The following is a 25,187-nucleotide window of genomic DNA, read 5'->3' on the forward strand; positions in this document are numbered from 1 at the left end:
CTATGGCTGTTCTCGTCGATAAAAACACCAAAGTTATCTGCCAGGGTTTCACTGGTTCGCAGGGTACGTTCCACAGCGAACAGGCACTGGCATACGGCACCAANATGGTTGGCGGTGTAACCCCGGGTAAAGGCGGCNCCAAGCACCTTGACCTGCCGGTTTTCAACACTGTTGACGAAGCGGTTCACGNGACCGGCGCCAATGCCTCGGTCATNTATGTTCCGCCGCCCTTCGCNGCAGATGCAATNCTTGAAGCCATCGACGCCAAAGTCGANCTGGCTGTCTGCATCACCGAAGGTATTCCGGTTGCTGACATGGTCCGNGTCAAGCGCGCGCTCGANGGTTCNTCGACCCGCCTGATCGGCCCGAACTGCCCGGGTATCATTACCCCGGACGAATGCAAGATCGGCATCATGCCGGGTCACATTCACCGCCGCGGTAAAATCGGTATCGTTTCGCGTTCCGGTACGCTCACCTACGAAGCAGTTGCACAGACCACGGCCGCTGGCCTGGGTCAGTCGACCTGTATCGGTATNGGTGGTGACCCGGTCAACGGCACCAACTTCATCGANTGCCTCGACCTGTTCCTGAAGGATCCGGAAACCGAAGGCATCATCATGATNGGTGANATCGGTGGTTCGGCNGANGAAGAAGCATGTGAATTCCTGCAGGCTTCCNNNGTCAANAAACCGGTTGCTGGCTTCATCGCCGGTGTNACCGCACCTCCGGGTAAACGCATGGGCCATGCCGGTGCGATCATCTCNGGTGGTAAAGGTACCGCGGATGCCAAAATGGAAGCCATGCGCAGCGCTGGCGTNCTNGTTGCCGATTCCCCGGCAAGCCTCGGCTCGACCATGCTGAAGGCTTTGAAGGGCTAATCTGGGTAGTCAGAGGAAAGGCAAGGGGGGGCGTGGTCCTTCTTGNGGACCATGCCTTCCAAGACCACAAATGAAACCTCAAGATCTCGACACGATTCTNAACGAGTCGAACGCAACCTACATCGCTGAACTTTANGCCCGGTATCTGGAAAGCCCGTCTGCGGTTGACCAGAGCTGGGCTGAGTTTTTTGACGGGTTGCAGGACGACGCCTCCGAACTCCTCGCAGAAATGCGNGGGCCGAGCTGGCAGCCACGGGAAACCAAGGTTGTTGGCGGCATGGAGGGATACGACGTCTCACANGGGCANGCCGAACGCCCGGCTCCGATNGCGGGCTACGCACCGGCACCCCANGCAGCNCCNNCNGCNGNNCAGGTNAATTCNGANGCCATCCGTGCTGCNGCCAATGATTCCATTCGCGCNCTGATGCTGATCCGCTCCTNNCGNGTACGCGGCCATCTTGAAGCGAANCTGGATCCGCTGGGNCTNNCNCCGCGTGAACCGCATCCGGAACTTGATCCNAANACNTANGGCTTTACCGANGCCGANNTGGANCGTCCGATNTTCATNGCCAATGTTCTTGGCCTTGAAACCGCGACCATCCGNCAGATNGTCTCGCTGGCACGCAANACCTATTGCGGNTCGATCGGNATCGANTTCATGCANATNCAGGAACCGGAACAGAAATCCTGGATTCAGCAGCGTATCGAAAGCATCGGCAANCAGACGCAGTTNACNNCNCGTGGCAAGGAAGCNATCCTTGAGCGCCTGATCGAAGCCGAAGGTTTCGAAAACTATCTNCACACCAAATATGTCGGNACCAAGCGTTTCGGNATNGATGGTGGNGAAGCCCTGATGCCGGCNCTTGAACAGATCCTNAAACGNGGTAGCCAGCTTGGCNTCCGCGAGGTTGTGTTCGGCATGCCGCACCGTGGTCGTCTNAACGTTCTTGCCAACGTNATGAGCAAGCCGTTCCAGGCGATCTTCTCGGAATTCATGGGCAACCCGTCCAANCCGGACGACGTGATGGGCTCTGGTGACGTTAAGTATCACCTTGGCACCTCCGCCGACCGNGAATTTGACGGNAANGTTGTTCACCTGTCGCTGACGGCAAACCCGTCGCACCTTGAAGCNGTGAACACNGTTGTTCTTGGTAAGGTCCGCGCCAAGCAGGCCCAGCGNAAAGACACNNNNCGCGAGCAGGTTATGGGTATCCTCCTGCACGGTGATGCGGCCTTTGCCGGTCAGGGTCTTGTNGCNGAAACCTTCGATCTGTCGCACCTCAANGGNTACCGTACCGGTGGTACGATCCACTTTGTGGTCAACAACCAGATCGGTTTCACGACCAANCCGACNGATTCCCGTTCTTCGCCGTATTGCTCGGACATNGCCAAAGTCGTTCAGGCNCCGATCCTGCACGTCAATGGTGACGATCCCGAAGCTGTNGTTCANGCNGCNCGNATCGCGACCGAATTCCGTCAGGANTTCAAGCAGGACGTNGTNATCGACATGTTCTGCTATCGCCGCTTTGGNCACAACGAAAGCGACGAGCCGGCATTCACCCAGCCNAAGATGTATGACGTGATCGGCAAACACCCGACCACCAANGACATCTATGCANANCAGCTGGTCAAGGAAGGTCTTCTGANCGAAGAACGCNTCAAGGAACTGGACAANTCGTTCCAGGATTACCTTGATGAAGAGTTCAAGGCGTCNGAAAACTACCGTCCGAACAAGGCTGACTGGCTTGANGGCAAATGGTCGGGTCTNGCATCCTCGCATGGCGANGATGCNGACTGGANCGGCNANACCGGNGTTGAAGAANANCTTCTTCAGGAAGTNGGNCGNGCNCTTTCNACCNCGCCGAGTGACTNTGACATCAACCGCAANATCCTTCGTCAGNTGAAGGCCAANGCGAAGATGTTTGAAACCGGCGAAGGCATNGATTGGGCNACNGCAGAAGCNNTGGCNTTCGGGACNCTGATGTGCGAAGGCACACCGGTGCGTCTGTCGGGTCAGGANTGCCAGCGNGGTACCTTCTCGCAGCGTCATGCCAAACTGNTCGATCAGACCAACGAGGCAAAATACACCCCGCTCAANAACATCCGTACNGGNCAGGCCGAGCTTGANGTTCTCAACTCGCCACTGTCCGAAGCNGGTGTTCTTGGCTTTGAATANGGCATCACCCTTGCAGAACCGCATTCGCTGGTTCTCTGGGAAGCCCAGTTCGGTGATTTTGCCAACGGTGCACAGGTCATNATTGACCAGTTCATCAGCTCGGGCGAAGCCAAATGGCTGCGTATGTCNGGTCTGGTGATGCTGNTGCCGCACGGTTACGAAGGCCAGGGTCCGGAACACAGTTCCGCNCGTCTGGAACGTTACCTGCAGCTTTGTGGTGAAAANAACATGCAGGTGGCGAANTGCACGACNCCGGCAAACTATTACCACATCCTGCGCCGTCAGATNCGTCGNTCNTTCCGTAAGCCNCTGNTCCTGATGACGCCGAAATCGCTTCTGCGTCACAANCAGTGTGTGTCGAACCTNTCCGANTTNGNNNCNGGNACNANNTTCCNGACNGTGATCNGCGAAACCGGCAAGCTGGTNGANGACAAAAAGGTCAANCGCGTCGTTCTGTCGTCGGGCAAGGTCTATTACGATCTGCTTGCCGAACGCGAAAACCGTGGCATCGAAGATGTTGCGCTTGTGCGTGTTGAACAGCTTTATCCGTGGCCGGAANAAGAACTGGCNGCNGAACTGGCCAAATACCCGAATGCTGATGTCGTCTGGTGTCAGGAAGAATCAGAGAACATGGGTTCCTGGTACTTTGTTGATCGCCGGATCGAAGCAACGCTTTCGAGCATCAAGCACAAGACGGGTCGTCCTGTTTATGTCGGTCGCGCAGCATCTGCTTCGCCGGCAACGGGTCTTCTGAAGGCTCATCTGCGTGAACAGGCCGAATTGGTCGACAAGGCACTGAGCGTCTAACACTTTCATCGAACGGGCGAGCAATCGCCCGTTCGATCCGTTCATTTAGAATTCATTCGTATCCTGGCAGACCCACACTGCCTGATTGAAAAAACGGTCGAGGAAAAAATGGCGACTGAAGTTAAAGTTCCCGCACTGGGCGAGTCCGTATCTGAAGCCACGGTGGCAAAATGGTACAAAAAAGTCGGTGAAGCTGTTGCTGCCGATGAACCGATTGTCGAACTTGAAACCGACAAGGTCACCGTCGAAGTCAACGCCCCGGTTGCTGGCGCAATTGCCGAACTGGTTGTTGGCGAAGGCGACGAAGTCGAAGTTGGTGCGCTGATCGCCATGATCAACGAAGGCGCCGAAGGCGCTGCTGCTTCTGATGAACCGGCCAAGGAAGAAGCCCCGGCTGCGAAAAAAGAAGAAGCTCCGGCGAAGAAAGAAGAGCCGAAAGCAGCCCCTGCTGCTGCACCGGCAGCGGCAACTGCGTCGAACAGCGATCATCCGCTGGCACCGGCCGTTCGCAAACTGGTCGAAGACAAAAACCTCGATCCGTCGAAAATTCCGGCTACCGGCAAAGACGGCCGCCTGACCAAGGGCGACGTTCTGAACTTCCTCGAAGGTGGTGGATCGGCGTCCCGCGCTGCTGCACCGGCACCGGCTGCCCCGGCGGCTCCGAAACCGGAACGTGAACTGCGTGACGGCGAAGAGCGTGTCAAAATGTCCAAGCTGCGCCAGACCATCGCGCGCCGCCTGAAAGAAGCCCAGAACACTGCGGCCATGCTGACCACTTACAACGAAGTGGACATGACCAACCTTCTGGCTTGCCGTAACAAGTACAAAGACGGTTTCGAGAAGAAACACGGTGTGAAGCTTGGCTTCATGTCCTTCTTCATCAAAGCCTGCACCACGGCGCTGAAAGAATGGCCGGCTGTTAACGCCGAGATCGATGGCAACAGCTTCATCTACAAGAACTACTGCGATGTCGGCGTTGCCGTTGGCACCCCGCAGGGTCTGGTTGTTCCGGTCATCCGTTCGGCAGAGGAAAAAACCTTTGCTGATCTGGAAAGCACCATTGTCGATTTCGGCAAGCGTGCACGTGACGGCAAACTGGGCATGGATGAAATGACCGGCGGTTCCTTCACCATCTCCAACGGTGGTGTCTTTGGTTCGCTTCTGTCATCCCCGATCCTGAACGCACCGCAGTCCGGTATTCTTGGCATGCACAAGACCCAGATGCGTCCGGTTGCAATCGATGGCAAAGTCGAAATTCGTCCGATGATGTATCTCGCGCTTTCCTATGACCACCGTATCATTGACGGCCGCGAAGCCGTTTCCTTCCTGGTACGCGTCAAGGAATGCATCGAGAACCCGGAACGCATTCTGCTCGACATCTGATCAGACAAAAGGATCACAGAACTCATGAGTGAGAACTACGACGTTGTCGTGATCGGTGGCGGTCCTGGCGGTTATGTTTGCGCCATCCGCGCCGCACAGCTTGGCCTTAAAGTTGCCTGCGTTGAAAAACGTGGCGCGCTTGGCGGTACCTGCCTGAACGTAGGCTGCATTCCGTCCAAGGCTTTGCTGCATTCCTCGCACCTGTTCGAAGAAGCGACCGAGCATTTCGATACCCATGGCATCGAAGTCTCCAAGCCGAAGGTCAACATCGAAAAGATGATGGCACGTAAGGACAAGGTTGTTGAAAGCAACACCAAGGGGATCGAGTTCCTGTTCAAGAAGAACAAGGTTACCTATGTCAAAGGTGCTGGCGAAATCACCTCGCCGACCGAAGTCAAGGTTGCCCTTCTGGACGGCGGCAAAGAAACCCTGACCGCCAAGAACATCGTCATCGCGACGGGTTCGGAAGTCACCCCGCTGCCGGGTGTCGAAATCGACGAAGAAAAAATCGTCTCTTCGACCGGTGCACTGGTTCTTCCGAAAGTGCCGAAGAAGATGGTTGTGATTGGCGCAGGCGTCATCGGTCTGGAACTTGGTTCCGTCTGGCGTCGTCTGGGTGCCGAAGTTACCGTTGTTGAATTCCTTGACCGCATTCTGCCGGGCATGGATGGCGATCTGGTCAAACAGACCCAACGCATCTTTGCCAAGCAGGGCCTTGAATTCAAACTCGGCCACAAGGTTACCGGTGCCAAAACCACCAAGTCCGGCGTGACCCTGACTGTTGAACCGTCCAAGGGCGGCGATGCAGAGGAACTCAAAGCTGACGTGGTTCTGGTTGCCATCGGTCGCCGTCCTTACACCAAGGGCCTTGGCCTGGATAAGGTTGGTGTTGAACTCGACGATCGTGGTCGCGTCAAAACCGACGAACACTTCCAGACCAATGTCGGTGGCATCTTTGCGATTGGCGATACCATCGTCGGTCCGATGCTTGCCCACAAGGCTGAAGAAGACGGCGTTGCACTGGCAGAAATGCTGGCAGGCGAAGAAGGCCATGTCGATTACGGCAAGGTCCCGGGTGTTGTTTACACCTGGCCGGAAGTTGCCTCTGTCGGCAAAACCGAAGAGCAGCTGAAGGAAGAAGGCGTCGACTACAAAGTCGGCAAATTCCCCTTCACCGCCAACGGTCGTGCCAAGGCGATAGAAAGCACCGAGGGCTTCGTCAAAATCATCGAAGACAAGAAATCGCACCGTGTCGTCGGCGCGCATATTGTCGGCCCGGCTGCGGGCGATTTGATTGCCGAAGTGGTTCTGGCGATGGAATACGGCGCATCTGCCGAAGACATCGCACGAACCTGCCACGCCCACCCGGCCCTTGGCGAGTCCGTCAAGGAAGCTGCGCTGGACGCGGACAAGCGCGCAATCCACATGTAATTGATCAGTTCACTGATCTGAAAACGGCCGTCCCATTTACTTGGGGCGGCCGTTTTGTTTTGCGCGTTTGGACGGGTTTGCTGCGCAACAAAAAAAGCCTGCCGATCATAGGATCGACAGGCTTGGTAGGTGTCGGCAAATCAAAATTGCTAAGGCGCTAGCCCGCGTTGGATGTGCGTTCCATCCAGTCCGCAACCAGCTTGGCAATGTCAGCACTGTTATCGTCCATCATCGGCACGTGGCTGTTGCCGCGAATGCCTTCTCGCGGCAGGTCCAGAAGGTTCGACGTCCCGCCAAAGCCTTTGAGCGCATGCATGAACTCGTCGGCAGCATTGCGGTAGTTTTTCCAGGCCGGGACATCCTCGATATAGTCGCCCCAGACGAACAGATGCGGGATATGCGAGATTCGCTTGGCATCCTCTTTGGAAAGGGTCGGCGCCCCCGCCGGTTCGATCACGACCAGCGACTTGATCAGCTCTGGTGCGCGCAGAACCATGTTCAGGCTAAACCATCCACCCTGACTATGCGTTACCAAATGCACCGGGCCAACCTTGCGCAGCAGCGCCTCGTAAGCCGCCAGGGTCATTTCATCATGGGTCGTCCAGCGCGGCACAAGCTGGGCGGCCAGGGCGTCAAACCCGCTCATCGGGAAACGCTGTCCTTCGAACGGTTGGCGCGAAGCGACATCGTCCTTGAAACCCGATTTTGGACCGAAGCGATACATCGCCCAGCTTTCTTCCTTGGTGCGGAAGACTGGCGGGGCTTTGTAGATCTGCGGATAAGGCGACCAGGACGCACGACCGCGTTCGACCGCATCAGTGACGATTACGTCGTAACCGGCTTCAAGAAACAGCCACTGCCAACCTGGACGACCATCGGGGGTGGTTTCCCAAGTAACGCCGGTCATTGCACCGCCGTGCCAGAACATCACGGGCGCGTCGTGTTGCGGTTGGCTAAGACGCACGTGATTGGCATAGACCTGCCCGGTCACATAGGATCCGTTCAGATCGACTTCACGGGCGACACCCTTGCCGGCAACACGCATTTCAAGTTTCGGCTGGTCAGTCAATTTGACGACTTCGCCGCCAACATGGAAGCTGTCGATCGAGGCAATCGAAACCCCGGTGCGGGCCATTGCAGGTTCGGACATCGTCATTGGCTGACCTCCGTGAAAATATCAGAAGCCGCAATATCGTCAGAACTGGTGGCAATCAAACGGACACGAACAGAACAGCCATACGTAGCGTTCAGATGGTCCGCAATGGCCTGTGCACAGCTGTTGCGAACCTCTGACGTGCGGCTTTCGGATGCACGATGAACAAGATGCGCCAGCATGGAACACCCGGTGACCACGCCAAAGGCCGGCACGAACATGATCTGTTCGGTGCCTTTGGCCGGTGCCAGATGCTTTCGGATCAGGCCAAGCAGGGCTTCTGAAAGTTCATCACTTGTCGAACGCACCTCTTCGACCAGATCGGGGGCAACGGTTACTGTCAGTATTGGCATTCTTTTTGTGTCCGTTATTTGCCGTATGCAAGTTCAGGCAGCCACATGCTGATCTGCGGAACGAAAGTCACGAGGATCAGCAAAACAATCAGGATCATCACATAGGGCATGGTGCCCCGGATGACGGTTCCGATGTTTTCGCCTGAGATGTTCTTGAGAATGAACAGGTTCAGACCAACCGGCGGCGTAAGAAGTGCCAGCTCCATGTTGATCACGACGATCAGACCGAAATGCACCGGATCAATGCCCAGATGTTCGATGATCGGCAGCACCAGCGGTACGAAGATCAGAATGACCGAGATGACCTCAAGGAACATGCCAAGGACAAACATCACGACGTTGGCAAGGATCAGGAACTGCCAGCTCGTCAGACCGGTTTCGTTGACGAAATCTACGATGGATCGGGTGATGCCTTCACTTGTCAGCCAGTGACCCAGTGCAAGGGCCGACATGATGATCACGATGATCACTGCGGTCTGGCGGATACCATCGGTCAGAACGCCCGGGATGTCGCGCAACGGGACTGCACGGTAAACAAACACACTGACAATCAACGCGATGAAGGCAGCAACACCGGCAGCTTCGGAAATCGTCACCAGGCCACTATAGATCCCGCCAAGAACAAGGATCGGGATGGCAAGGGCAGGCAAAGCGTTGCGGAAGCGTTCAAAGACCTCGCCGGCTTCGAGCTTGTCTTCAACCGGCAGCTCGTTCTTGCGGGAATACCAGATGATATAACCGACAAACAGAACACCCTGCAGAAGGCCCGGAATGACACCGGCAAGGAACAGCTGCGGTACCGATGTTTCGGCAACCAGACCATAAATCAGCAAAGGCAGACTTGGCGGGATCAGAATGCCAAGTGTACCGGCAGCCCCCACGGTCCCGACCGAGAAACTGGACGGATATTTACGTGCAGCCATGGTTGGAATAAGCGCCGTTCCCATTGCCATCGCGGTTGCAACCGACGAGCCGCAAATAGCAGCAAAGAACGTTGTCGCAATGACGCAGATGATGGCAAGGCCACCACGGCTGCGCCCGGCAATCAGGCTTGCGAAATCAATCAGGGCGCGGGTAATGCCACCGCGTTCCATAAAGGTCGCGGCCACAACAAACAGCGGCACCGCCACAAGGGTTTGGGAGTTCAGTTCATTGGCGAACTGTTGGGCCAACGCAATCAATGGCGTGCCTTCAACCAGCCAGCCAATGACAGCCAGGCTGCCAAGAACCAGATAAATAGGAACCCCAGCCAGCAGCAGCACGAAGAACAGCGCCAGCATCAACCAGATTATCATGAAAGAAATTCCTTTGTCAGGAAGCGGCCGGTGAGGCCCGCAATTCCATCAGCTTGGAGATCAGCAGAACCACATAACGCAGCAGCGATGTTCCAAACCCGACCGGTACAGCGAGGTAAAACACCCACATCGGGAATTGCAGTGAGCTGTCGCTGATTTCGCCAAACATCATTCCGAATGACACGACATCAATGCCGGCCCAGAGAATGATCGCGCAGAAAACGATCCCGATGATTGTCGCACAGACATCAAGGAACCAGCGCACTGCCGGCGAGAATTGATGTTGAAGAAGATCGGCACGGACATGTTTTTCATGCGCGACCAGATGCGGCAGACTAAGCATCAAGGCCCAGCCAACCAGATAGATCGTGACCTCGCCGCTCCAATCCGTCAGATGGGCGGGGGCGGCATAACGCAGTACGGTCTCGATGACCACCAGAATGATGGCGCCAAGCGCCATCATCCCGATCAGGCCTTTTTCAAGACAGTTCAGAACGTTTGCAATGCTGCGAAGTGACATGATCAAACATTCCCCAATTACGGACCGAACTTACTGTTCAGCGGCTGCGACAGCTGCGGATACTTCGTTGATAAAGTCGGTATCCATACCGAGTTCTTCAACAATAGCCGGCTGTGCTGCCATCAGTTTTTCACGCATGACGGCAAGGTCAGCCGGATCCGGATCGACAGTTTCAATACCGTGATCGGCGTTGGTCTGACGGCCGTCTTCCTGCGCCTTGGTCGCGACTTTACGCACATCGTCAACCATCTCGTCCCAGGTATCGATCATCAGCTGCTGCAGGTCTTCAGGCAGTTTCGACCATGCATTCTGGCTCAGGATCGGGACATATTCGATGAAGGCCTGCTTGTCTTCGAAGGCGTATTTGATGCCGGCATCCCAAAGCTGGGCACTGGCGACACTTTCCTGGGTCGCCCAGATGGTCGAAACAGCGCCGGTCTGAAGGGCCTGCGGAACGTCGGACCACGGAATCTGGGTCGGGTTGGCCTTAAAGACCTTGTAACGCTCAAGCGTTGCGGCACCGCCCGGAACACGCACGATCTGTTCTTCGAGATCAGCCGGTTTCGTCATACGAAGATCGGTAGAGAATACCGTGCCATAACCAAGGTCGAACGGGCGGCCAAGAACAACAACGCGAAGCTTGTCTTCGATCATCTTGTTCAGCTTCTGACCGACTTCGCCATCAACCACGTTATAGATGACGTCCTTTTCCTGACCATAGAACATCGGCAGCAACAGGATGCCGGTTTCCGGCACGAATTTCGACAGGTGCTGATGGGCCGGTGCGGCCATATCAATCGCGCCCTGGGCAACAGCGGTTGCAACCATCGGGCCTTTGTATTTCGAAGCGGAATCGAAAATACGCAGCTCAAGGCGACCGTCGGATTTTTCGTTCAGGGCTTCTGCGAATTCGCGGAAGGAACGGTTACGCACATGGTTCGGCGACGTATCAAGCGACACATCAATGGTGTAATCAGCCGCGTCAGCCTGCCAAGTGAAAGCGGTGGCGGCAACAAGGGCTGCCGACAGGATCGTTGAAATCTGCAAGATGTTTCCTCCGGATATTTTTTGCTTCTATTCCAATTCTGACGCTAGCAGCGGTGATATCATTTTTGTGATATATAATTCTGAAGTACCCATATATAAACTTATATACCTTGATGGTCGCTTATGAAGTTGCTTCCACAACAGCTTAATTTATCTCGGCTTTCTGCTTTTGCCGCTATTTGCGAGGAAGGAAGCCTTAGTCAGGCCTCGCTTCGATTGGGCATCGCACAGCCTGCACTAAGCAATATGATCAAGAAACTCGAGGAAGATCTGGGGACGGCGATTCTCATTCGCCATGCCCGTGGGTCGACCCCGACGGCAGCGGGTGAAGTCCTTTTGAAGGGCGCCTATGAGATGCTGGCCATTGCCAATGCGACAATTGATGCCGTCGGCACCGCCAATGAAGAACCAGAAGGCGAAGTTGCAATTGGCCTGCCTGCGGCAACATCGACCGTGCTTGCCATCCCGCTCATCAAGCGTCTGCGTCAGACCTTGCCCAAGGTTTCCTTGCGCGTTGTCGAAGCTTTTTCCGGGTATCTTTGGGGTTGGCTTCAGGAAGGCCGACTTGATTTTGCCATTTCCTTTGACCGTACATCATTGCCCGACATAGTCTGCCATCCGATCTGCGACGAGGAAATATTCCTTGTCGGCAATCAGGAGCTGATGCGCGACGTCCCCGCCCGGATTACACCGGAAATGCTGGGAAGCTTCCCACTGATCATGCCAACCACCATCCATGGTATTCGCATGAAGGCCAAGGCATTTGCAGCGCTGGGCAGCGGCCTTGATATCCGGATGGAAATTGATGCCAGTACGCATCTGGTCAAACTGATCGCCAGTGGCGAGGGATATGGCCTTCTGGCGAAATGCGCGATTTATGACGAACTTGAAAATCACACCATCAAGGCCGTTCCACTTTCCCCGCCGATGATCCGGCAGGTATCGGTGTGCGCCCAGCGCATCAAAATGAAAGACCCGGTATTGTTGCGGGTTCTTGATGAAATTCATTCTGTCAGTCAGGAACTGATTGCCGAGGGCAAATGGCCGGTGGCACGCCATTCAGACCTCTAGGCACCTCATCCTAAATACTTGTTCTGTCATATAAACTGGCGATGTCCGACATTCGGCTTTTTGACGAAAATCGCATTGGTCCGATGATTGTCGCGTGACGCAAAGTCGGGTTCAGGATTAGTATGACAAATCCTGTTTACTGGCCCGGAGATCGAAATATGGTGCTGTCTGTTGGGGTTGTCGCCCATGACCGTCGCAAACGCGAAATGGCTGACTGGCTTGAAAAGCACAAGGGTGCCTTCGCCAATATGCGCATCTTTGCCACCGGCACCACGGGACGGGTTTTGCAGGAACGGTTTGGCGAACTTGATATCCATCCGCTCAAAAGCGGGCCTTTTGGCGGTGATCAGCAATTGGGATCAATGATTGCGCATGGCGAACTGCAAGCCATGTTCTTTTTCACCGATCCGATGACGCCCCATCCGCATGATGTTGATGTCCGCGCCCTGATCCGACTGGCCAACCTTTATGAGGTTCCGATTGCGTGCAACCAAAGCACAGCGGACCTTCTGATCAGCAATCCCAAGTTCGAGGAAATCTGCGAACAATATCGCGATCATTCCCCCGAGCAGGTCTTTGCCGATTACAGCAATCGCCAAGTTTAAAACCCCGCCGCCGGAGCGCCCCGCCTGCCATGCAACTTGCCTATGAACTGATTGCTGCGATCTTTCCGATCTTTGCCGCCATCCTTGTTGGCGCGGCGCTTAAGCGATATCTGATCAAGGCAGCCGATGTCTGGGCCGGGATTGATCGGCTGACCTATTATCTGCTGCTGCCGTCACTTCTGATCGTCGAAATTTATCGCGCCGATTTTTCAAGCGGCAATGCTGGAACTGCGGTTGGTGTCACGCTTGCAGCAACCCTTGGTCTGTCGGCAGCCCTTCTTTTGCTCCGCCCACTGATCACGCGTGACACGCCGCTTTTCACATCGATCTTTCAGGGATCGGTTCGATACAATAGCTACGTCCTGCTGGCCGTTGCCGATGCCCTTTACGGGGCAGAGGGACTTGCCCTTGCCATTATCTTTGTTGCGGTGATGGTGATTGCGACCAACATGCTGGGCGTTGTCGTACTCAGCGCCTTTAGCGGCGGGAAAAGCAACCTCAAACGCATCATGGGCGGGATTGTCAAAAACCCGATCATCCTTGCCGCCGGCGCCGGTGCAATCCTGAATGTGAGCAACATTCACGTTCCGCTGCCCATCGAAAATACCGCAGCCCTTTTCAAGACAGCCGCGCTGCCGCTGAGCCTGCTATCGGTCGGTGCCGGGCTTCGCTTTATCATGGACAAGAAGGCGCTTGGCGCGATTGCCCTTGCCACCAGCATCAAGCTTGCGGTGCTGCCGGTGATTACCGGTGTCTGCCTTTATCTCGCGGGTGTCGATGGCATGGTTTTGGCGATGGGGGTTCTGTATGCTGGCATGCCATGCGCGGGCAATGCCTATATCCTCGCCCGACAACTCAATGGCGATGCCGAAGCGATAGCATCGATTATCACGCTTGAGACTTTACTCTCCGCCTTCAGCGTCGCTGTCATCGCCGGTGTATTGAGCATCAATTGAGCTTGCATGGGCGGCGTAATCGCCTGCGTACCCGCACGGCTCCAGACCGGCGCGCATCAGTTCGGGCGGCGGGGCGTCGACAATCACCGGATCACGGTCGGCATGGAACGGCACGACGATCTGGCGCGAAAGCAGCATCAGGGTCGGCGGTGCGCCAAAGATCGGCGGTTCATCGCCGCGGCCATAGAACGGATCACCAATCACCGGATGTCCGACATGATCAAGATGTACGCGCAGCTGATGGGTGCGCCCGGTATGCGGGATCAGTTCCAGCCAGGTGATGTCTTTGCCATCCGCGTCCTTGCCACGGCCCAGCACTGTATATTCGGTTTTGGACGGCTGGCCGTCTTCGTGAACCAGCATGGTCCAGCCGCTTTCATCATTGATCTTGCCAATCGGCGCATCGATGAAACCTTGATCGTCTTCCATGGCGCCACGCACCACCGCCCAATAGGTCTTGCCGATCTTCTTTTCGGTGAAAAGACGGGTGATCTTTTTCGATGATTTCGGATGACGGCACAGCAACAGGCAGCCGGCCGTATCGCGATCCAGACGATGGGCTAGCGTTGGCTCGGGCTGAATGCCAAATTTCAGATCCGGCAGATAGGCATCAACGTGGAAATAGGTTTTCGGCCCACCGTGCGACGCCAGCCCGGGCGGCTTGTTCAAAACGATGATGTTGGAATCGCGGTGCAGAACATGCGCGATCAGGTCTTCTGCAATCGGATGGGGCATGGCGTGGCCTTTCATTTTGGGTCAGGGCCCGTTGAGCCCCTGCTTACCCCATCAGGCAATGGCGAGCAATGATCATGACGTTTGATCCGCAGATCACACCATTGCGTAACAAGAAGGAAGTACTCCTTCTGCAACCCGGCTTTGGTAACGATCATGAAGACGTACATAGCACCTTCGATGAAAGTCCTGCTTGGCACCGGCGTCCTTGTTGGCGTCATGGCGCTGCCGTCAAACGCGGCGGCAAGCAATGAAACGGTGATCGAGCAAGCCAGCCTGACGAATGCGTTTGAAGGTGCGGATACCTGCCGTAACTTTGATCCCATTGCACGCTATGGCAACGAGCTTCGTTTTCAGATCCGACGCAATGATTCCCCGGTCGGGAGTCATGTGGTGCAGTTCAATCACGGGCGCGATGGCCTGCAGGTAGTTGCGCAAAGCAATATCGATATCAGTTTTCTCGGCTTTAATGCCTATAGCTTTGACTATCGATCCGAAAGCCTGTGGCAGGATGACCGGTTGGCTGCGCTATCGGTGCGGGTCGATGATGATGGTGATGAGACGGAAGTGACCGCCAAACCCGATGATCAGGGCGCGCTTATTGTGACCGGCCCGAAAGGCAAACAAACCTTGCCTCAGGGCATTTTTCCAACCGATCATTGGCATTGCGGCGTATTGGGCAGCGAGGCGGTGCTCAATACCATCACCGGCAAGGCAAACACGGTTGATATCCGCGCAAGCGAAACCGAAATGCTGCGCACAACAAACGGCACGCTGCGTGCGACCCGGTTTACCTATGACGGGGAGCTTGAAACCACCGCATGGTATGATGCCGATGGCCGTTGGGTGGGCCTCGCGTTCGAGGCACGTGATGGATCCACCATCACCTATCGCTGCATGAGTTGCGCGACACAAACCGCGCAAAAGGACGAGGAATGAGCAAAAACTTCCAGACCATCTGGATTATCGGGGCATCTTCGGGCATTGGTGCAGCATTAGCGCGCAAATTCCATGAAAATCCGACTTCGGAAGACCAAAAAGTCATCATTTCCGCGCGGAATGCCGATAAATTGAATGAATTGGCATCCGAAATGCCGGATATAACTCCGGTTACGGTCAATATTACCGATCCAAATGCGGTAAATAGTGCTGTTGGCACGGTGGAAGCGCAGTTTGGCCTGCCCGATCTGGTGATTTTGGCAGCCGGGATCTATTCACCTATGAAGCTTGATGCCTTTTCGGCTGCAACCATCCGAAGCCATGTTGATACCAACTATATGGGCATTGTGAATTGTCTCGAGCCGCTGCTGGCAAAGATGCGCGCGCGCAAGTCCGGCGAGATTGCCGTAATGGCATCAGTCGCGGGCTATCGCGGTTTGCCCAATGCATCGGCCTATGGCCCGACCAAGGCCGCCCTGATCAATCTGTGTGAGTCGCTTCATACGGAACTGAGCGGCAGTGGCGTTTTGCTGCGCGTAATCAATCCGGGGTTCGTTAAAACGCGTCTGACCGACAAGAACGATTTTGAAATGCCCTATTTGCTTGAGCCAGAGCAGGCCGCAGACTTCATCTATCGCGGGCTTTGCAGCAATGACAAATTCGAGATTGCATTTCCACCCCCATTCGTGCGGCAATTGAAGCTGACGCGAATTCTGCCCTATCCGCTTTTCTTCAAACTGATGCGCAAACTGATCCGAGCATGACCGACATCACCGAGAACAAGTGCCAGTTGCTGGCGGCATATGCAGCCTATTACGAGAACCTGTCGCTTGAGACGGTTGATCAGCTAAACGATCTGGTGACAGAGGATTTTGTTTTTTGTGATCCGTTCACCACGGTACGCGGCCCCAAGGACGTTTGCGCCTATCTGGCAAAGGCCTTTACCGATGCGGATAATCCGCGCTTTATCGTCACGCATCAGGCGATTGACGGGGACCGAGGATTTTTGCGATGGAAATTCAGTGCGCGGGTCAAGGTCATCGGCGATTGGGAATTCACAGGCATGTCGGAACTCACCTTTGACAAAGATGGTACGCACCTGACATCGCATTTTGACCACTGGGATTCCGGGCAGAACTTTTATGCCAAAATCCCGTTGCTGCGCTGGTTCATTCAGCGGCTTGCGCGACGTGTTGGGTCTTTGTGAAAAATAGCGTGACTTCACCAATCTCAAAGCCCCACTTTTTCACCCGTGCGCGGTTGACCAACACACCATCTGGCTGCAGGAACATCCAGTCGTTGAAGCCCACACGCCAGGCACCATCGCCGACCTTAAGATCCATGTCATAGGACCAGTTAAGCGCATTGCCATACTGACTACCAATGGCGGTGCCTACAATGTCATCGGCACGGCCTTCATAGGTGTGTTCACCGGTTTTGGTGATGGTCCAGACACGGCGATCCGTTTCGCCGTCATCATAGATAAAGTCTTCTTCCAGTGTCAGCACACCGTCCTTGACCGTACCCGTAATTTCGACGGTGAACTGACGACGCAACTTTCCGAACCGGTCTTCGAAAATACCCCAGGCCCGGCTGTTGCCATCGAAATAGTCAAACACGTCGAAGCGGGGTTCCTTTTGCGCAAAATCCTGCGGTTTCATCGACCCACATCCGGCTAATAGCACCAAAAAACACAGCGCCATGAAATTCCGCAGCATCGATTTTCTCCTGTCCTGACATCCCAAGATCAAACGGTGCGGCGTGAAAGGCGCCGACGAATGGCAACCTGATGGGTGCTGTCCAGTGGAAAGCGCCACATCATCCCGATTGCTCCTGCTTTCAATACGATGGGGATCACCGCATAGATCAAAACCAGCACGATCAAGGCACCGGTTTTTTCATCGCCCCCGTCAGTCAGGCCAAAGACCCCCAGGATCGGAAGCGCGATCCCGGCCGCCAAGGCCATGGCAAGCTTGTTGGTCATGTTCCAAAGCGCGAATAAAAGGGCGGTGCGTCGCACACCAAACCGGTATCGATCCCAGTCATCCACATCAGCCTGAATGGCCGGTGGCAGGGCAAGATCCGCCCCCAAGGCAGCCCCGGTCACAAGGCAGATAACGGCAAAGGCACCAAAGTCGCCGGCATCAAGAACCGGCACAAACACAAAGGCCATAATCGCCATCACCATGGCCAGACACCAGACGCGGTGTTTGCCAACCCGGCATGCCATCACAACCCAAAGCGGGATGGCGATGATGGCGGCTGCGAAATAAAGCAGGATCAGGATATTCTCGCTGTCCTGATCGAGCTTGAGGTAATAGCGGACAAACAGCGGAAAGCAGACAGCGGGCAAGCCCGCGGCAAGCCCGTTGATCATCCAGGCCGCAAGTAGACGCATGAACAAACGATTATCGCGCAGGCTGCGCATACCAAGACGCAACGTCTTAACAAGGTTGCCCGATCCCATACCATTTGCCGCCGATTTTGTGCGTTTATGCTGCGCAATCGGATCGGGCACCTGCCAGATCATAAGGGCAATAAAAACAGCCCCCAATGTCAGGGTGACGATGGCAAGAGTCTGGATTTCAGAAGCTCGATCCGGGGCATTGATCAGAACCGGAATGGCCCCGGCCAGCACAATACCGATCAGACCGGCCCCTTCGCGAAGGGCGGTCAGCGATGTTCGTTTTTTATAATCACCAGACAGGTCCGCCCCCCACGCAAGATAGGGCACCTGAAACATCGTCCAGCCAAGGAACAGCACACTCGCCCAAATCAGAAGATAAAGCGCATCGGGCTTTTCGGGGGGACTGAATAAATACCAAAGGCCGATCCCGGCAATCACCGCCCCGACCCCGGTCCAGATTTTACGATTGCCGGTTTTATCCGACAGCCACCCAACCACCGGATCGGTCAGCATATCGATCATGCGCACCAGCAATAAAACTGCGCCCGTGATCGCCAACCCAAGGCCAAGGTCGTCGCCATAGTAACTGGGCAACAACACATATGCCGGAATGGTCGGCACGGCTGCCGCCATTGCCGGGAGGGCATAGAAGATGGATGTCTGGGTGGGGTATTCAGTCGGACGCATTTTCGCGATGTTCGATCACGAACAGGCCAACATCGATGGAGCCCTGATCAAAACCGGTTTCGCAATATGCGAGATAATATTCCCACATGCGCTTGAAGCGCAGATCAAAGCCCTGCTTGGCAATACCGTCCCAGGCGTGCTGGAAGCTGCGCTGCCATTCGGCCAGCGTGCGGGCATAGGATTTGCCAAAGAATTCCGAATGACGCAGTTCAAGGCCAGCGTTGCTGACCGCTGCTGACAGTGCCGTCGGGGATGGCAACATGCCGCCCGGGAAGATGTAACGCTGAATGAAATCCGCCCCACGGCGATAGGTTTCAAACCGGTCGTCATCAATGGTGATGATTTGCAGAACCGCCTTGCCGCCCGGCTTCAGGCGCTTGCGGATCATCTCGAAATAGGTTGGCCAGTGTTCTTCGCCAACCGCCTCGAACATTTCGATCGAGACGATCTTGTCATACTGACCTTCTTCATGACGGTAATCACGCAGAACGATATCCGTGCGATCGTGCAGCCCCTGCAGCAATAGCCGTTCACGGGCATAGGCATGCTGTTCGTTCGAAAGCGTCAGGCCCGTGACGTTGCAGCGATATTTACCGGCTGCAAGTTCGGCAAAGCCACCCCAGCCACAGCCGACTTCAAGCACACGCTCGCCCGGCTTAAGATCCGAAAGTTCGCAAATGCGTTCGTATTTTGCTGCCTGCGCGGCGTCCAGCAACATATCAGGCGACTGATACAGGGCCGAGGAATAGGTCATACTGGGGTCAAGCCAGGCGCGATAGAATTCGTTGCCGAGATCATAGTGATAGGCAATGTTGCGCTTGGAGCCTTCAAGCGTATTGGCGTTGCGCAAATGACCGATGCGCGCCACCGTGCGGGCGAGAAAGCCTGCCGCCAGACGGGCGCGTACAATCGTTTCATTGCGCATGGCAAAATGCATCAGATGGGTGATGTCCGGGCTGCTCCAGCTGCCATCCATATAGGCCTCGGCAAAGGCAACATCGCCACCGGTGGCGAGTTTGCGGATTGCCTGCCAGTCATGGATATGGATGGCGGCGCGCAGGTCGGTTTCCTGATCACCGGTAAAATGCAGGGTATCGTTGTCGGGCAGGACAATGGTCAAACGCCCGTAATGCAGATGCGCCAATACACGCTTGAGCATGGCTTTTAGAAGGCTGCGACTGCCCGTCATGCTGCCCAGCATCGGCAGGATGCGGTCACGCAGCGGAAGAGCATAGGCGGATGCATTACGATTGCGGTTTGGCATTGTTTTTATCTCTTTCCTGCTTGGGCCGCTGCCGTCCCGGTTTCCAGCACATAAGTCACTGCCTGTTCTGGCGGTGCCGGCCGTTTGTGGAACGTCATACCCTTGCGCCAAAGATGGAGCGCCTCCCAATGGATACCTGCCACGACTTTGAGCGTCATGAGCGGGTAGCGAATGAACGCTCCTAACAGTATACGGTCAGAAAGCTCGGTTCGATCACCGACAAAGGCGGCATTGAGAAACGCGCCCTTGGCATCGGTCTCGCGAATGGCGACCGCAACATTTTCATCCGGGATGCGAATGCGGAAATGATAGTCGGCGACCATGTCGATAAAGGGCGAGACATAAAACCCCTTCGCACAGGATTGGCGCAGCACGTTCTTGTCATCCAGTGCACCATCGGTCACCGGGATCAGGTAGCTATGGCGATCACCAAAGGTGTTGGAGACTTCATAAAGCACCGCCCCAACCGACCCGTCAGCGCGATGGCAGAAATAGACAGACAGCGGGTTAAACACAAAACCAAGCAACCGCGGATAACACAGCAAGCGGATCCTGTGGCCGCAATCAGCCAGTCCGTGATCGGACAGAATGGCTTCAAGCCGGGTACGCAAATCGGCTTTACCGCCATCGGCGTGATCGCGGTCGTGGAAGGAAAACAGGTTAAAGCGGTTGCGGCTGAACAGCTTCAGCTTTGCGGCAAGACCATCGATCTCATCAAGATCAAGCAGGAAGGAAAATACGCGATAGCGCAACTTGTGATTTTTCGGGCGCAGCCGGTGATGGGTGACCACCCCTTCAAACAGCGCCGATGCCGGTTTATGCGCAACAGGAAGTGTCATGCGGCCTCGCTTGATTGCTCACGCGCGGCGGCACCCACATGAATACGGCCACTTTCATTTTCGACGTTCCACGGGCGGCGGACATTGCCAAGCGCCTCGGCCACAGCAAGACCGGACTGAATGCCGTCTTCGTGGAAGCCATAGCCAAAGTAGCTGCCGCAATACCAGATGTTATCGACACCCTGTATCGACCACAGGTCCTTTTGTGCTGCCATCGCACCAGCATCAAACAGCGGATGGTCGTACAGGAATGATCGGATCACGCTGCCCTCTTCGGGATGACGCGGCGGGTTCAGCGTTACGAACAGGGGCTGCGTCGGATCAAGATGCTGCAGACGGTTCATCCAATAGGTCACGCAGACTTTCTGCTCGCCGTCATGATCCTCGGCCAGGTAGTTCCAGCTTGACCAGACCTTCTGGTTTTTCGGCATCAGACTGGCGTCATTGTGCAGGATCGCCAGGTTGCGCTCATATTTGAAGGCCGACAGCAATTCGCTAACACGCGGGTCTGGTGTTTCCTGCAGGGCCAATGCCTGATCGCCGTGGCAGGCCAAAACGACGTGATCATATTCTTCGCGCTTGCCATAGCGGTCTTCGACAAAGGCGCCACCGGACGCAGTCTTGCCGACCTTGGCAATCGCACGATCCAGAACCACGCCACCGGAAATGTTTGCGGTCATGTGTTTTACATATTCACGCGATCCGCCAACCACGGTGCGCCATTGCGGGCGATCCTTGATTTGAAGCAGGCCGTGGTTCTGACAGAACCGGACAAACGCCGCCAGCGGATAGGCCATCATGGTATCGACCGGCGTTGACCAGATCGCAGCCCCCATCGGCAGCAAATGATCATTGATAAAGGATTTGGAATAGCGCTTGTCGCGCAGGTAATCGCCAAGGCTGATATGTTCGGCGGTGCCATCTTCAAGGGCGGCGGGTGCTTCGCGGTAAAAACGCAGAATATCGCGCACCATCTTCCAAAAGCGCGGGCGGAACAGATTGCGCTTTTGCGCAAACAGAGCCGAAAGATCACCACCGCCATATTCCATCCCGCCTTCATCCATCGAGGCAGCAAAGGACATATCGGTCGGTGTGGTTTTCACATTGAGATGATCAAACAATGCACAGAGGTTCGGATAGCAGCGGGTATTATAAACGATAAAGCCGGTATCAACCGGGGTCGCGCCCGCATCAACCGTATTGGAATGTCCGCCGGGACGGTCATCCTTTTCATACAGCGTCACATTATGCGATTGGCTTAGCAACCAGGCCGCAGACAATCCGGAAATACCGGACCCGACGACAGCGATATTGAGTTTTCCCGGGGTGACGATGTTCATATCGGCTGGGCCTGCTTGCAGTTAATGTGTGAGCGTTACATATGAGTACGCACGGTAAAGGCGTGCAGATCACCGTGAATTATTTGTGCGATGTCATTGTAAGTATCTGGCAGAAAACATACATTTTTATTTGATCCAAATGAATGCGGCCGACGTAGGATTGGTATGATGAACACGATCCTGGCGCGGCCCCAAAAGGGACCAGAGACCAAAATGAGCGGCACCACACCACGACGCACCGGACCAGCTGATCCGGTCGAGGCGAAAAGATGTGCCGACTGGATTGTTTCCGTCGCGACCTCGCGCGATCGGGAAGCGTTTGCGCAACTGTTTGCGCACTTCGCTCCGCGCGTGAAGGCTTACATGTTCCGGTTTGGCGGCAATCCCGAGACCGCCGAGGAAATGGCGCAGGAAGCAATGATGCAGGTTTGGCGCAAGGCGCACCTGTTTGATCCCTCAAAGGCAGCGGCCAGTACGTGGATTTTCACCATCGCCAGGAACCTTCGGATTGACCGGTTCCGGCAACGCAAACATATCGAGGTTGATGATTCCGACCCGACTTTGATTGTCGACGAAGACCCGCTGGCAGATGACGTTGTCAATCGTGACCAGGAGGCCGTCCTTGTCAAAGCCGCGATGGCGGAATTACCAGCCGATCAAAAGGTGGTCGTAGAATTGTCGTTTTTTGAAGATTGCTCACACAGCGAAATTGCCGAGCGTCTTGATATCCCGCTGGGGACTGTGAAGTCCCGTTTGCGGCTTGCGCTTGGCAAGCTGCGTGGCGGACTGGAAGGTGTCGCATGAATATCAAGCATCATCCAACCGATCAGACATTGATGGATTATGCCAGTGGTTCCCTATCGCAAGCCATGGAGCTTTTGGTTGCAACCCACATGACCGTGTGCCCGCATTGCCGCGACAAGGTCACCGGGTATGAAACCATGGGCGGTGCTGCGCTTGAAACCACAGACAGCATGGCGATGGGTGATCATTCGCTTGATCACGTCATGGCAATGCTTGAGCGTGAAACCGCGAACGAAAACATCGTCACACAGGAATTGCCATCGCTCCGCCGGGTTGCGGTTGGAGAAAGCATCACCGGCAGCGCCATGAGTGCGCTTCCAAGGCCACTTGCCGATTTGCTGCCCGAAGATGTGATGTCGCTTGATGATATTCCTTGGAAAACGCTTGCACCGGGTGTGAAGCATTTCCAGCTGAAATCAATCGAAAGCAAGGGCACCGTGCGCCTGATGAAGATCGCACCGGGTGTGTCGATCCCCGATCACGGGCACCATGGTCATGAAATGACGCTTTTGATCAAGGGATCCTACATCGACGAGATCGGTCGGTTCCGTGCCGGTGATGTAGCGGATCTTGATGATGACGTTGATCATCAGCCGATTGCCGACACGGCCGAGGAATGCATCTGCCTGATCGCAACCGATGCCCCGATGAAGTTCAATCGCCTGCTGCCGAAATTGCTGCAGCCTTTCTTTGGCATCTGATACCAGTTCCAATGCGTCCCAACGCATCGAGGCCCCGTTGGCAAACTGCCTTCGGGGTCTCACTTTTATGGGCAGTTATTCGGCGGGCACCAACCAGCGCATCTGATGTTTTGCCGGCCCGGGCAGCTTGCAGGTTTTCGCAAGCCAGTCGCCGATTTCGCCAAGTTGCTGATCAAACTGCCAGGGCGGATTAACAACCAAAAGCCCCGTACCGCGCATGCGCCCCTTTGCCCCGCCCTGATCGGTGGAAAGTTCGGCACAGAGTACACCACCAGATGCCTTGATCCCGGCAAATGATTTGCGAAGCTCGGCGTCAAATCCGTCTTCGAGGATCGGATACCACAACATGAAGGTTGCAGTTGGCCATTTTTCCCAGGCTTCACGCACGGCCTTGGCGGCCTTTTGGTAATCCTGTTTTACATCGTAACTCGGATCCATCAGCACCAATCCGCGACGAATGCCCGGGGGCATCATGCCGACCACACCTTCATAGCCATCGCGTTTGTGCAGATGAATGCGCGCATCGCGCTTCACACGGTGATGGAGTGTTTCATGTTCGCGCGGATGCAGCTCCATCAGGACCAGTTCATCATCTTCGCGCAACATATCGCGCACAATAAACGGTGATCCGGGATAGAACGGACCACGATAGTCATCGCCTTCCCGCACACCAAAATCCCGACCCTTGGCAACCGGATCAAAGCCCGCGACGTAGCCTAGAAAATGCTGCAGCATTTCCGGTGCATTGGAGCAAGCTTTGGCACGCGCGTAGCCATCTTTCCATTCGCCGGTTTTGGCCGCCTGTTCGCTGCCCAGATCATACCAGCCCGATCCGGCATGGGTATCGATCACGCAGAACGGCTTTTTCTTTTTGCGCAAGTGTTCAAGCACCAGCCAAAGGGCTGCATGCTTGTGCATGTCGGCAAAATTCCCGGCATGGAAGCCGTGCAGGTAGCTGAGCATAGCGGCTTATCCTTTCTTCGGGCGCGAACGATGACGTGCCGGCTTTGCCCCGCCCGGTCCGTTACGCTGGCCAGTGTCGGATGCCTTGTTTACCGCATCGTTGGGAGCATTGCGCTGGCGAGCTGATTTGTAGCCACCCTTGCGACGGGCGTTGCCGGGTTTGGTGCCAGTGCGTTCACCATCGGATGGGCTATCAGTTTGCGCACTGCTGTTCCCTGGCACCTGATTGCGGCGCGGCGGCTTGGCCGATCCGGGCGATAATCTGCGATGGGTTGGCTGGGGTGCTTCGACCTCGATCACTTTCCATTCGCCAGGTCGCAAACCATCGAGTGTCCAATCGCCGATGGCACGGCGGATCAGGCGCAGGGTCGGGAAACCAACCGCGGCGGTCATCCGGCGCACCTGACGGTTTTTGCCCTCGGTAATTGTCAGTTCAATCCAGCTTGTCGGGATGGCCTTGCGATAGCGTACCGGTGGATCACGTTCCCAAAGTCCGGCTGGCTCATCAATCCGGCGGGCCTTCGCGGGCAGGGTAATGCCGTCTTTAAGCTCCACCCCGCGCCTAAGCGCTTCAAGCGCTTCGTCAGTCGGTTCGCCATCGACCTGCACCAGGTAGGTTTTGGGCTTTTTGAATTTCGGATGGGCAATCTGGGCATTGAGCGGGCCATTATCTGTCAGAAGCAACAAACCCTCGCTATCGCGATCAAGACGCCCGGCAGCATAGACACCGGGCAGATCGATATAGTCAGCCAAGGTCGCCCGGCCGTTTTCACGGTCGGTGAATTGCGTCAGAACGCCGTAAGGTTTGTTAAACAGGATCAATTGCGCCATGGCGC

At 55.6% G+C, this 25,187-nt stretch carries 24 protein-coding genes and 1 pseudogene; 12 read left to right on the forward strand and 13 right to left on the reverse strand.

The features are described 5' to 3' along the window. Nucleotides 1-2: 2 nt before the first annotated feature. The 4 genes and pseudogenes from sucD to lpdA all read left to right on the forward strand — a co-directional run bounded on the left by sucD (nt 3) and on the right by lpdA (nt 6,675). A complete protein-coding gene (sucD, locus tag CMO10_RS02630) occupies nt 3-878 on the forward strand; it encodes a succinate--CoA ligase subunit alpha (protein ID WP_297018740.1) in 876 nt (291 codons plus the stop codon). A gap of 70 nt (nt 879-948) precedes the next feature. Continuing rightward, nucleotides 949-3,861, forward strand: a pseudogene (locus CMO10_RS02635) (2-oxoglutarate dehydrogenase E1 component). A gap of 108 nt (nt 3,862-3,969) precedes the next feature. After that, nucleotides 3,970-5,244 carry a 2-oxoglutarate dehydrogenase complex dihydrolipoyllysine-residue succinyltransferase gene (odhB, locus tag CMO10_RS02640; protein WP_044827268.1) on the forward strand — a complete coding sequence of 425 codons (1,275 nt, stop codon included), beginning with the start codon at nt 3,970-3,972 and terminating at the stop codon, nt 5,242-5,244. Nucleotides 5,245-5,268: 24 nt separating this feature from the next. Continuing rightward, nucleotides 5,269-6,675: a dihydrolipoyl dehydrogenase gene (gene lpdA / locus CMO10_RS02645; RefSeq protein ID WP_297018741.1), complete on the forward strand. Its 1,407-nt coding sequence runs from the start codon at nt 5,269-5,271 to the stop codon at nt 6,673-6,675. A 157-nt stretch (nt 6,676-6,832) separates the two neighbouring features. Here lpdA and CMO10_RS02650 read toward each other — a convergent pair whose 3' ends face one another. The 5 genes from CMO10_RS02650 to dctP are packed head-to-tail and all read right to left on the reverse strand — an operon-like array spanning nt 6,833 to nt 11,043. Next, nucleotides 6,833-7,831 (reverse strand): alpha/beta hydrolase, encoded by a 999-nt coding sequence (locus CMO10_RS02650; protein WP_297018742.1) that lies wholly within the window; start codon nt 7,829-7,831, stop codon nt 6,833-6,835. After that, complete coding sequence (locus CMO10_RS02655) at nt 7,828-8,181, reverse strand: hypothetical protein (protein WP_297018743.1); 354 nt, start codon at nt 8,179-8,181, stop codon at nt 7,828-7,830. The genes CMO10_RS02650 and CMO10_RS02655 overlap by 4 nt, the downstream gene beginning before the upstream one ends. 14 nt (nt 8,182-8,195) lie before the next feature. Further along, complete coding sequence (locus tag CMO10_RS02660; protein ID WP_297018744.1) at nt 8,196-9,476, reverse strand: TRAP transporter large permease; 1,281 nt, start codon at nt 9,474-9,476, stop codon at nt 8,196-8,198. A 16-nt stretch (nt 9,477-9,492) separates the two neighbouring features. After that, a complete protein-coding gene (locus tag CMO10_RS02665) occupies nt 9,493-9,996 on the reverse strand; it encodes a TRAP transporter small permease (protein WP_297018745.1) in 504 nt (167 codons plus the stop codon). Between the two features lie 30 nt (nt 9,997-10,026). Beyond that, nucleotides 10,027-11,043 carry a TRAP transporter substrate-binding protein DctP gene (dctP, locus tag CMO10_RS02670; protein ID WP_297018746.1) on the reverse strand — a complete coding sequence of 339 codons (1,017 nt, stop codon included), beginning with the start codon at nt 11,041-11,043 and terminating at the stop codon, nt 10,027-10,029. Between the two features lie 123 nt (nt 11,044-11,166). On the opposite strand from dctP, the gene CMO10_RS02675 reads away from it, so the two are divergent. The 3 genes from CMO10_RS02675 to CMO10_RS02685 all read left to right on the forward strand — a co-directional run bounded on the left by CMO10_RS02675 (nt 11,167) and on the right by CMO10_RS02685 (nt 13,675). Then, nucleotides 11,167-12,114 (forward strand): LysR family transcriptional regulator, encoded by a 948-nt coding sequence (locus CMO10_RS02675; protein ID WP_297018747.1) that lies wholly within the window; start codon nt 11,167-11,169, stop codon nt 12,112-12,114. 158 nt (nt 12,115-12,272) lie between these two features. Further along, nucleotides 12,273-12,719 carry a methylglyoxal synthase gene (locus CMO10_RS02680; RefSeq protein ID WP_297018748.1) on the forward strand — a complete coding sequence of 149 codons (447 nt, stop codon included), beginning with the start codon at nt 12,273-12,275 and terminating at the stop codon, nt 12,717-12,719. Between the two features lie 29 nt (nt 12,720-12,748). Continuing rightward, nucleotides 12,749-13,675: an AEC family transporter gene (locus CMO10_RS02685; RefSeq protein ID WP_297018749.1), complete on the forward strand. Its 927-nt coding sequence runs from the start codon at nt 12,749-12,751 to the stop codon at nt 13,673-13,675. On the opposite strand, the gene CMO10_RS02690 is transcribed toward CMO10_RS02685, so the two are convergent. Further along, nucleotides 13,622-14,410, reverse strand: coding sequence for an RluA family pseudouridine synthase (locus CMO10_RS02690; RefSeq protein ID WP_297018750.1), 789 nt, complete (start codon nt 14,408-14,410; stop codon nt 13,622-13,624). The genes CMO10_RS02685 and CMO10_RS02690 overlap by 54 nt on opposite strands. Nucleotides 14,411-14,563: 153 nt before the next feature. Here CMO10_RS02690 and CMO10_RS02695 point away from each other — a divergent pair, with 153 nt between their 5' ends. From CMO10_RS02695 to CMO10_RS02705, 3 genes are read left to right on the forward strand one after another with little or no spacing between them, the layout of a single operon-like run. Further along, nucleotides 14,564-15,346, forward strand: a complete 783-nt coding sequence (locus tag CMO10_RS02695) for a DUF6134 family protein (protein WP_297018751.1) — start codon at nt 14,564-14,566, stop codon at nt 15,344-15,346. Further along, nucleotides 15,343-16,110 (forward strand): SDR family NAD(P)-dependent oxidoreductase, encoded by a 768-nt coding sequence (locus tag CMO10_RS02700; protein ID WP_297018752.1) that lies wholly within the window; start codon nt 15,343-15,345, stop codon nt 16,108-16,110. Before CMO10_RS02695 ends, CMO10_RS02700 begins: the two co-directional genes overlap by 4 nt. Continuing rightward, nucleotides 16,107-16,553 (forward strand): nuclear transport factor 2 family protein, encoded by a 447-nt coding sequence (locus CMO10_RS02705; RefSeq protein ID WP_297018753.1) that lies wholly within the window; start codon nt 16,107-16,109, stop codon nt 16,551-16,553. The genes CMO10_RS02700 and CMO10_RS02705 overlap by 4 nt, the downstream gene beginning before the upstream one ends. On the opposite strand, the gene CMO10_RS02710 is transcribed toward CMO10_RS02705, so the two are convergent. The 5 genes from CMO10_RS02710 to CMO10_RS02730 form a co-directional block, all read right to left on the reverse strand. Next, complete coding sequence (locus CMO10_RS02710) at nt 16,516-17,007, reverse strand: DUF3833 domain-containing protein (RefSeq protein ID WP_297018754.1); 492 nt, start codon at nt 17,005-17,007, stop codon at nt 16,516-16,518. The two genes, CMO10_RS02705 and CMO10_RS02710, sit on opposite strands and share 38 nt — an antisense overlap. Nucleotides 17,008-17,093: 86 nt before the next feature. Beyond that, nucleotides 17,094-18,440: an MFS transporter gene (locus tag CMO10_RS02715; protein ID WP_297018755.1), complete on the reverse strand. Its 1,347-nt coding sequence runs from the start codon at nt 18,438-18,440 to the stop codon at nt 17,094-17,096. After that, on the reverse strand, nt 18,427-19,704 hold the full coding sequence (locus CMO10_RS02720; protein WP_297018756.1) for an SAM-dependent methyltransferase: 1,278 nt from the start codon (nt 19,702-19,704) through the stop codon (nt 18,427-18,429). The genes CMO10_RS02715 and CMO10_RS02720 overlap by 14 nt, the downstream gene beginning before the upstream one ends. A gap of 5 nt (nt 19,705-19,709) precedes the next feature. Continuing rightward, entirely contained in the window at nt 19,710-20,543 is an 834-nt protein-coding gene (locus CMO10_RS02725) for a DUF1365 domain-containing protein (protein WP_297018757.1), read from the reverse strand. Further along, nucleotides 20,540-21,883: an NAD(P)/FAD-dependent oxidoreductase gene (locus CMO10_RS02730; RefSeq protein ID WP_297018758.1), complete on the reverse strand. Its 1,344-nt coding sequence runs from the start codon at nt 21,881-21,883 to the stop codon at nt 20,540-20,542. Before CMO10_RS02730 ends, CMO10_RS02725 begins: the two co-directional genes overlap by 4 nt. 213 nt (nt 21,884-22,096) lie before the next feature. Between CMO10_RS02730 and CMO10_RS02735 the strand changes: the two genes are divergently transcribed. Together CMO10_RS02735 and CMO10_RS02740 are read left to right on the forward strand one after the other, a co-directional pair. Then, a complete protein-coding gene (locus tag CMO10_RS02735; RefSeq protein ID WP_297018759.1) occupies nt 22,097-22,687 on the forward strand; it encodes a sigma-70 family RNA polymerase sigma factor in 591 nt (196 codons plus the stop codon). After that, nucleotides 22,684-23,388, forward strand: coding sequence for a ChrR family anti-sigma-E factor (locus CMO10_RS02740; RefSeq protein ID WP_297018760.1), 705 nt, complete (start codon nt 22,684-22,686; stop codon nt 23,386-23,388). Before CMO10_RS02735 ends, CMO10_RS02740 begins: the two co-directional genes overlap by 4 nt. Nucleotides 23,389-23,463: 75 nt before the next feature. On the opposite strand, the gene CMO10_RS02745 is transcribed toward CMO10_RS02740, so the two are convergent. Then, nucleotides 23,464-24,351, reverse strand: coding sequence for a 23S rRNA (adenine(2030)-N(6))-methyltransferase RlmJ (locus CMO10_RS02745; RefSeq protein WP_297018761.1), 888 nt, complete (start codon nt 24,349-24,351; stop codon nt 23,464-23,466). Nucleotides 24,352-24,357: 6 nt separating this feature from the next. Beyond that, the gene (locus tag CMO10_RS02750) at nt 24,358-25,182 is read right to left on the reverse strand and encodes an rRNA large subunit pseudouridine synthase E (protein ID WP_363928321.1); all 825 of its coding nucleotides are present in this window, start codon (nt 25,180-25,182) and stop codon (nt 24,358-24,360) included. Nucleotides 25,183-25,187: the final 5 nt, after the last annotated feature.

The organism is Thalassospira sp. (assembly GCF_002709775.1).
In the GTDB taxonomy this organism is placed as follows: Bacteria; Pseudomonadota; Alphaproteobacteria; order Rhodospirillales; family Thalassospiraceae; genus Thalassospira.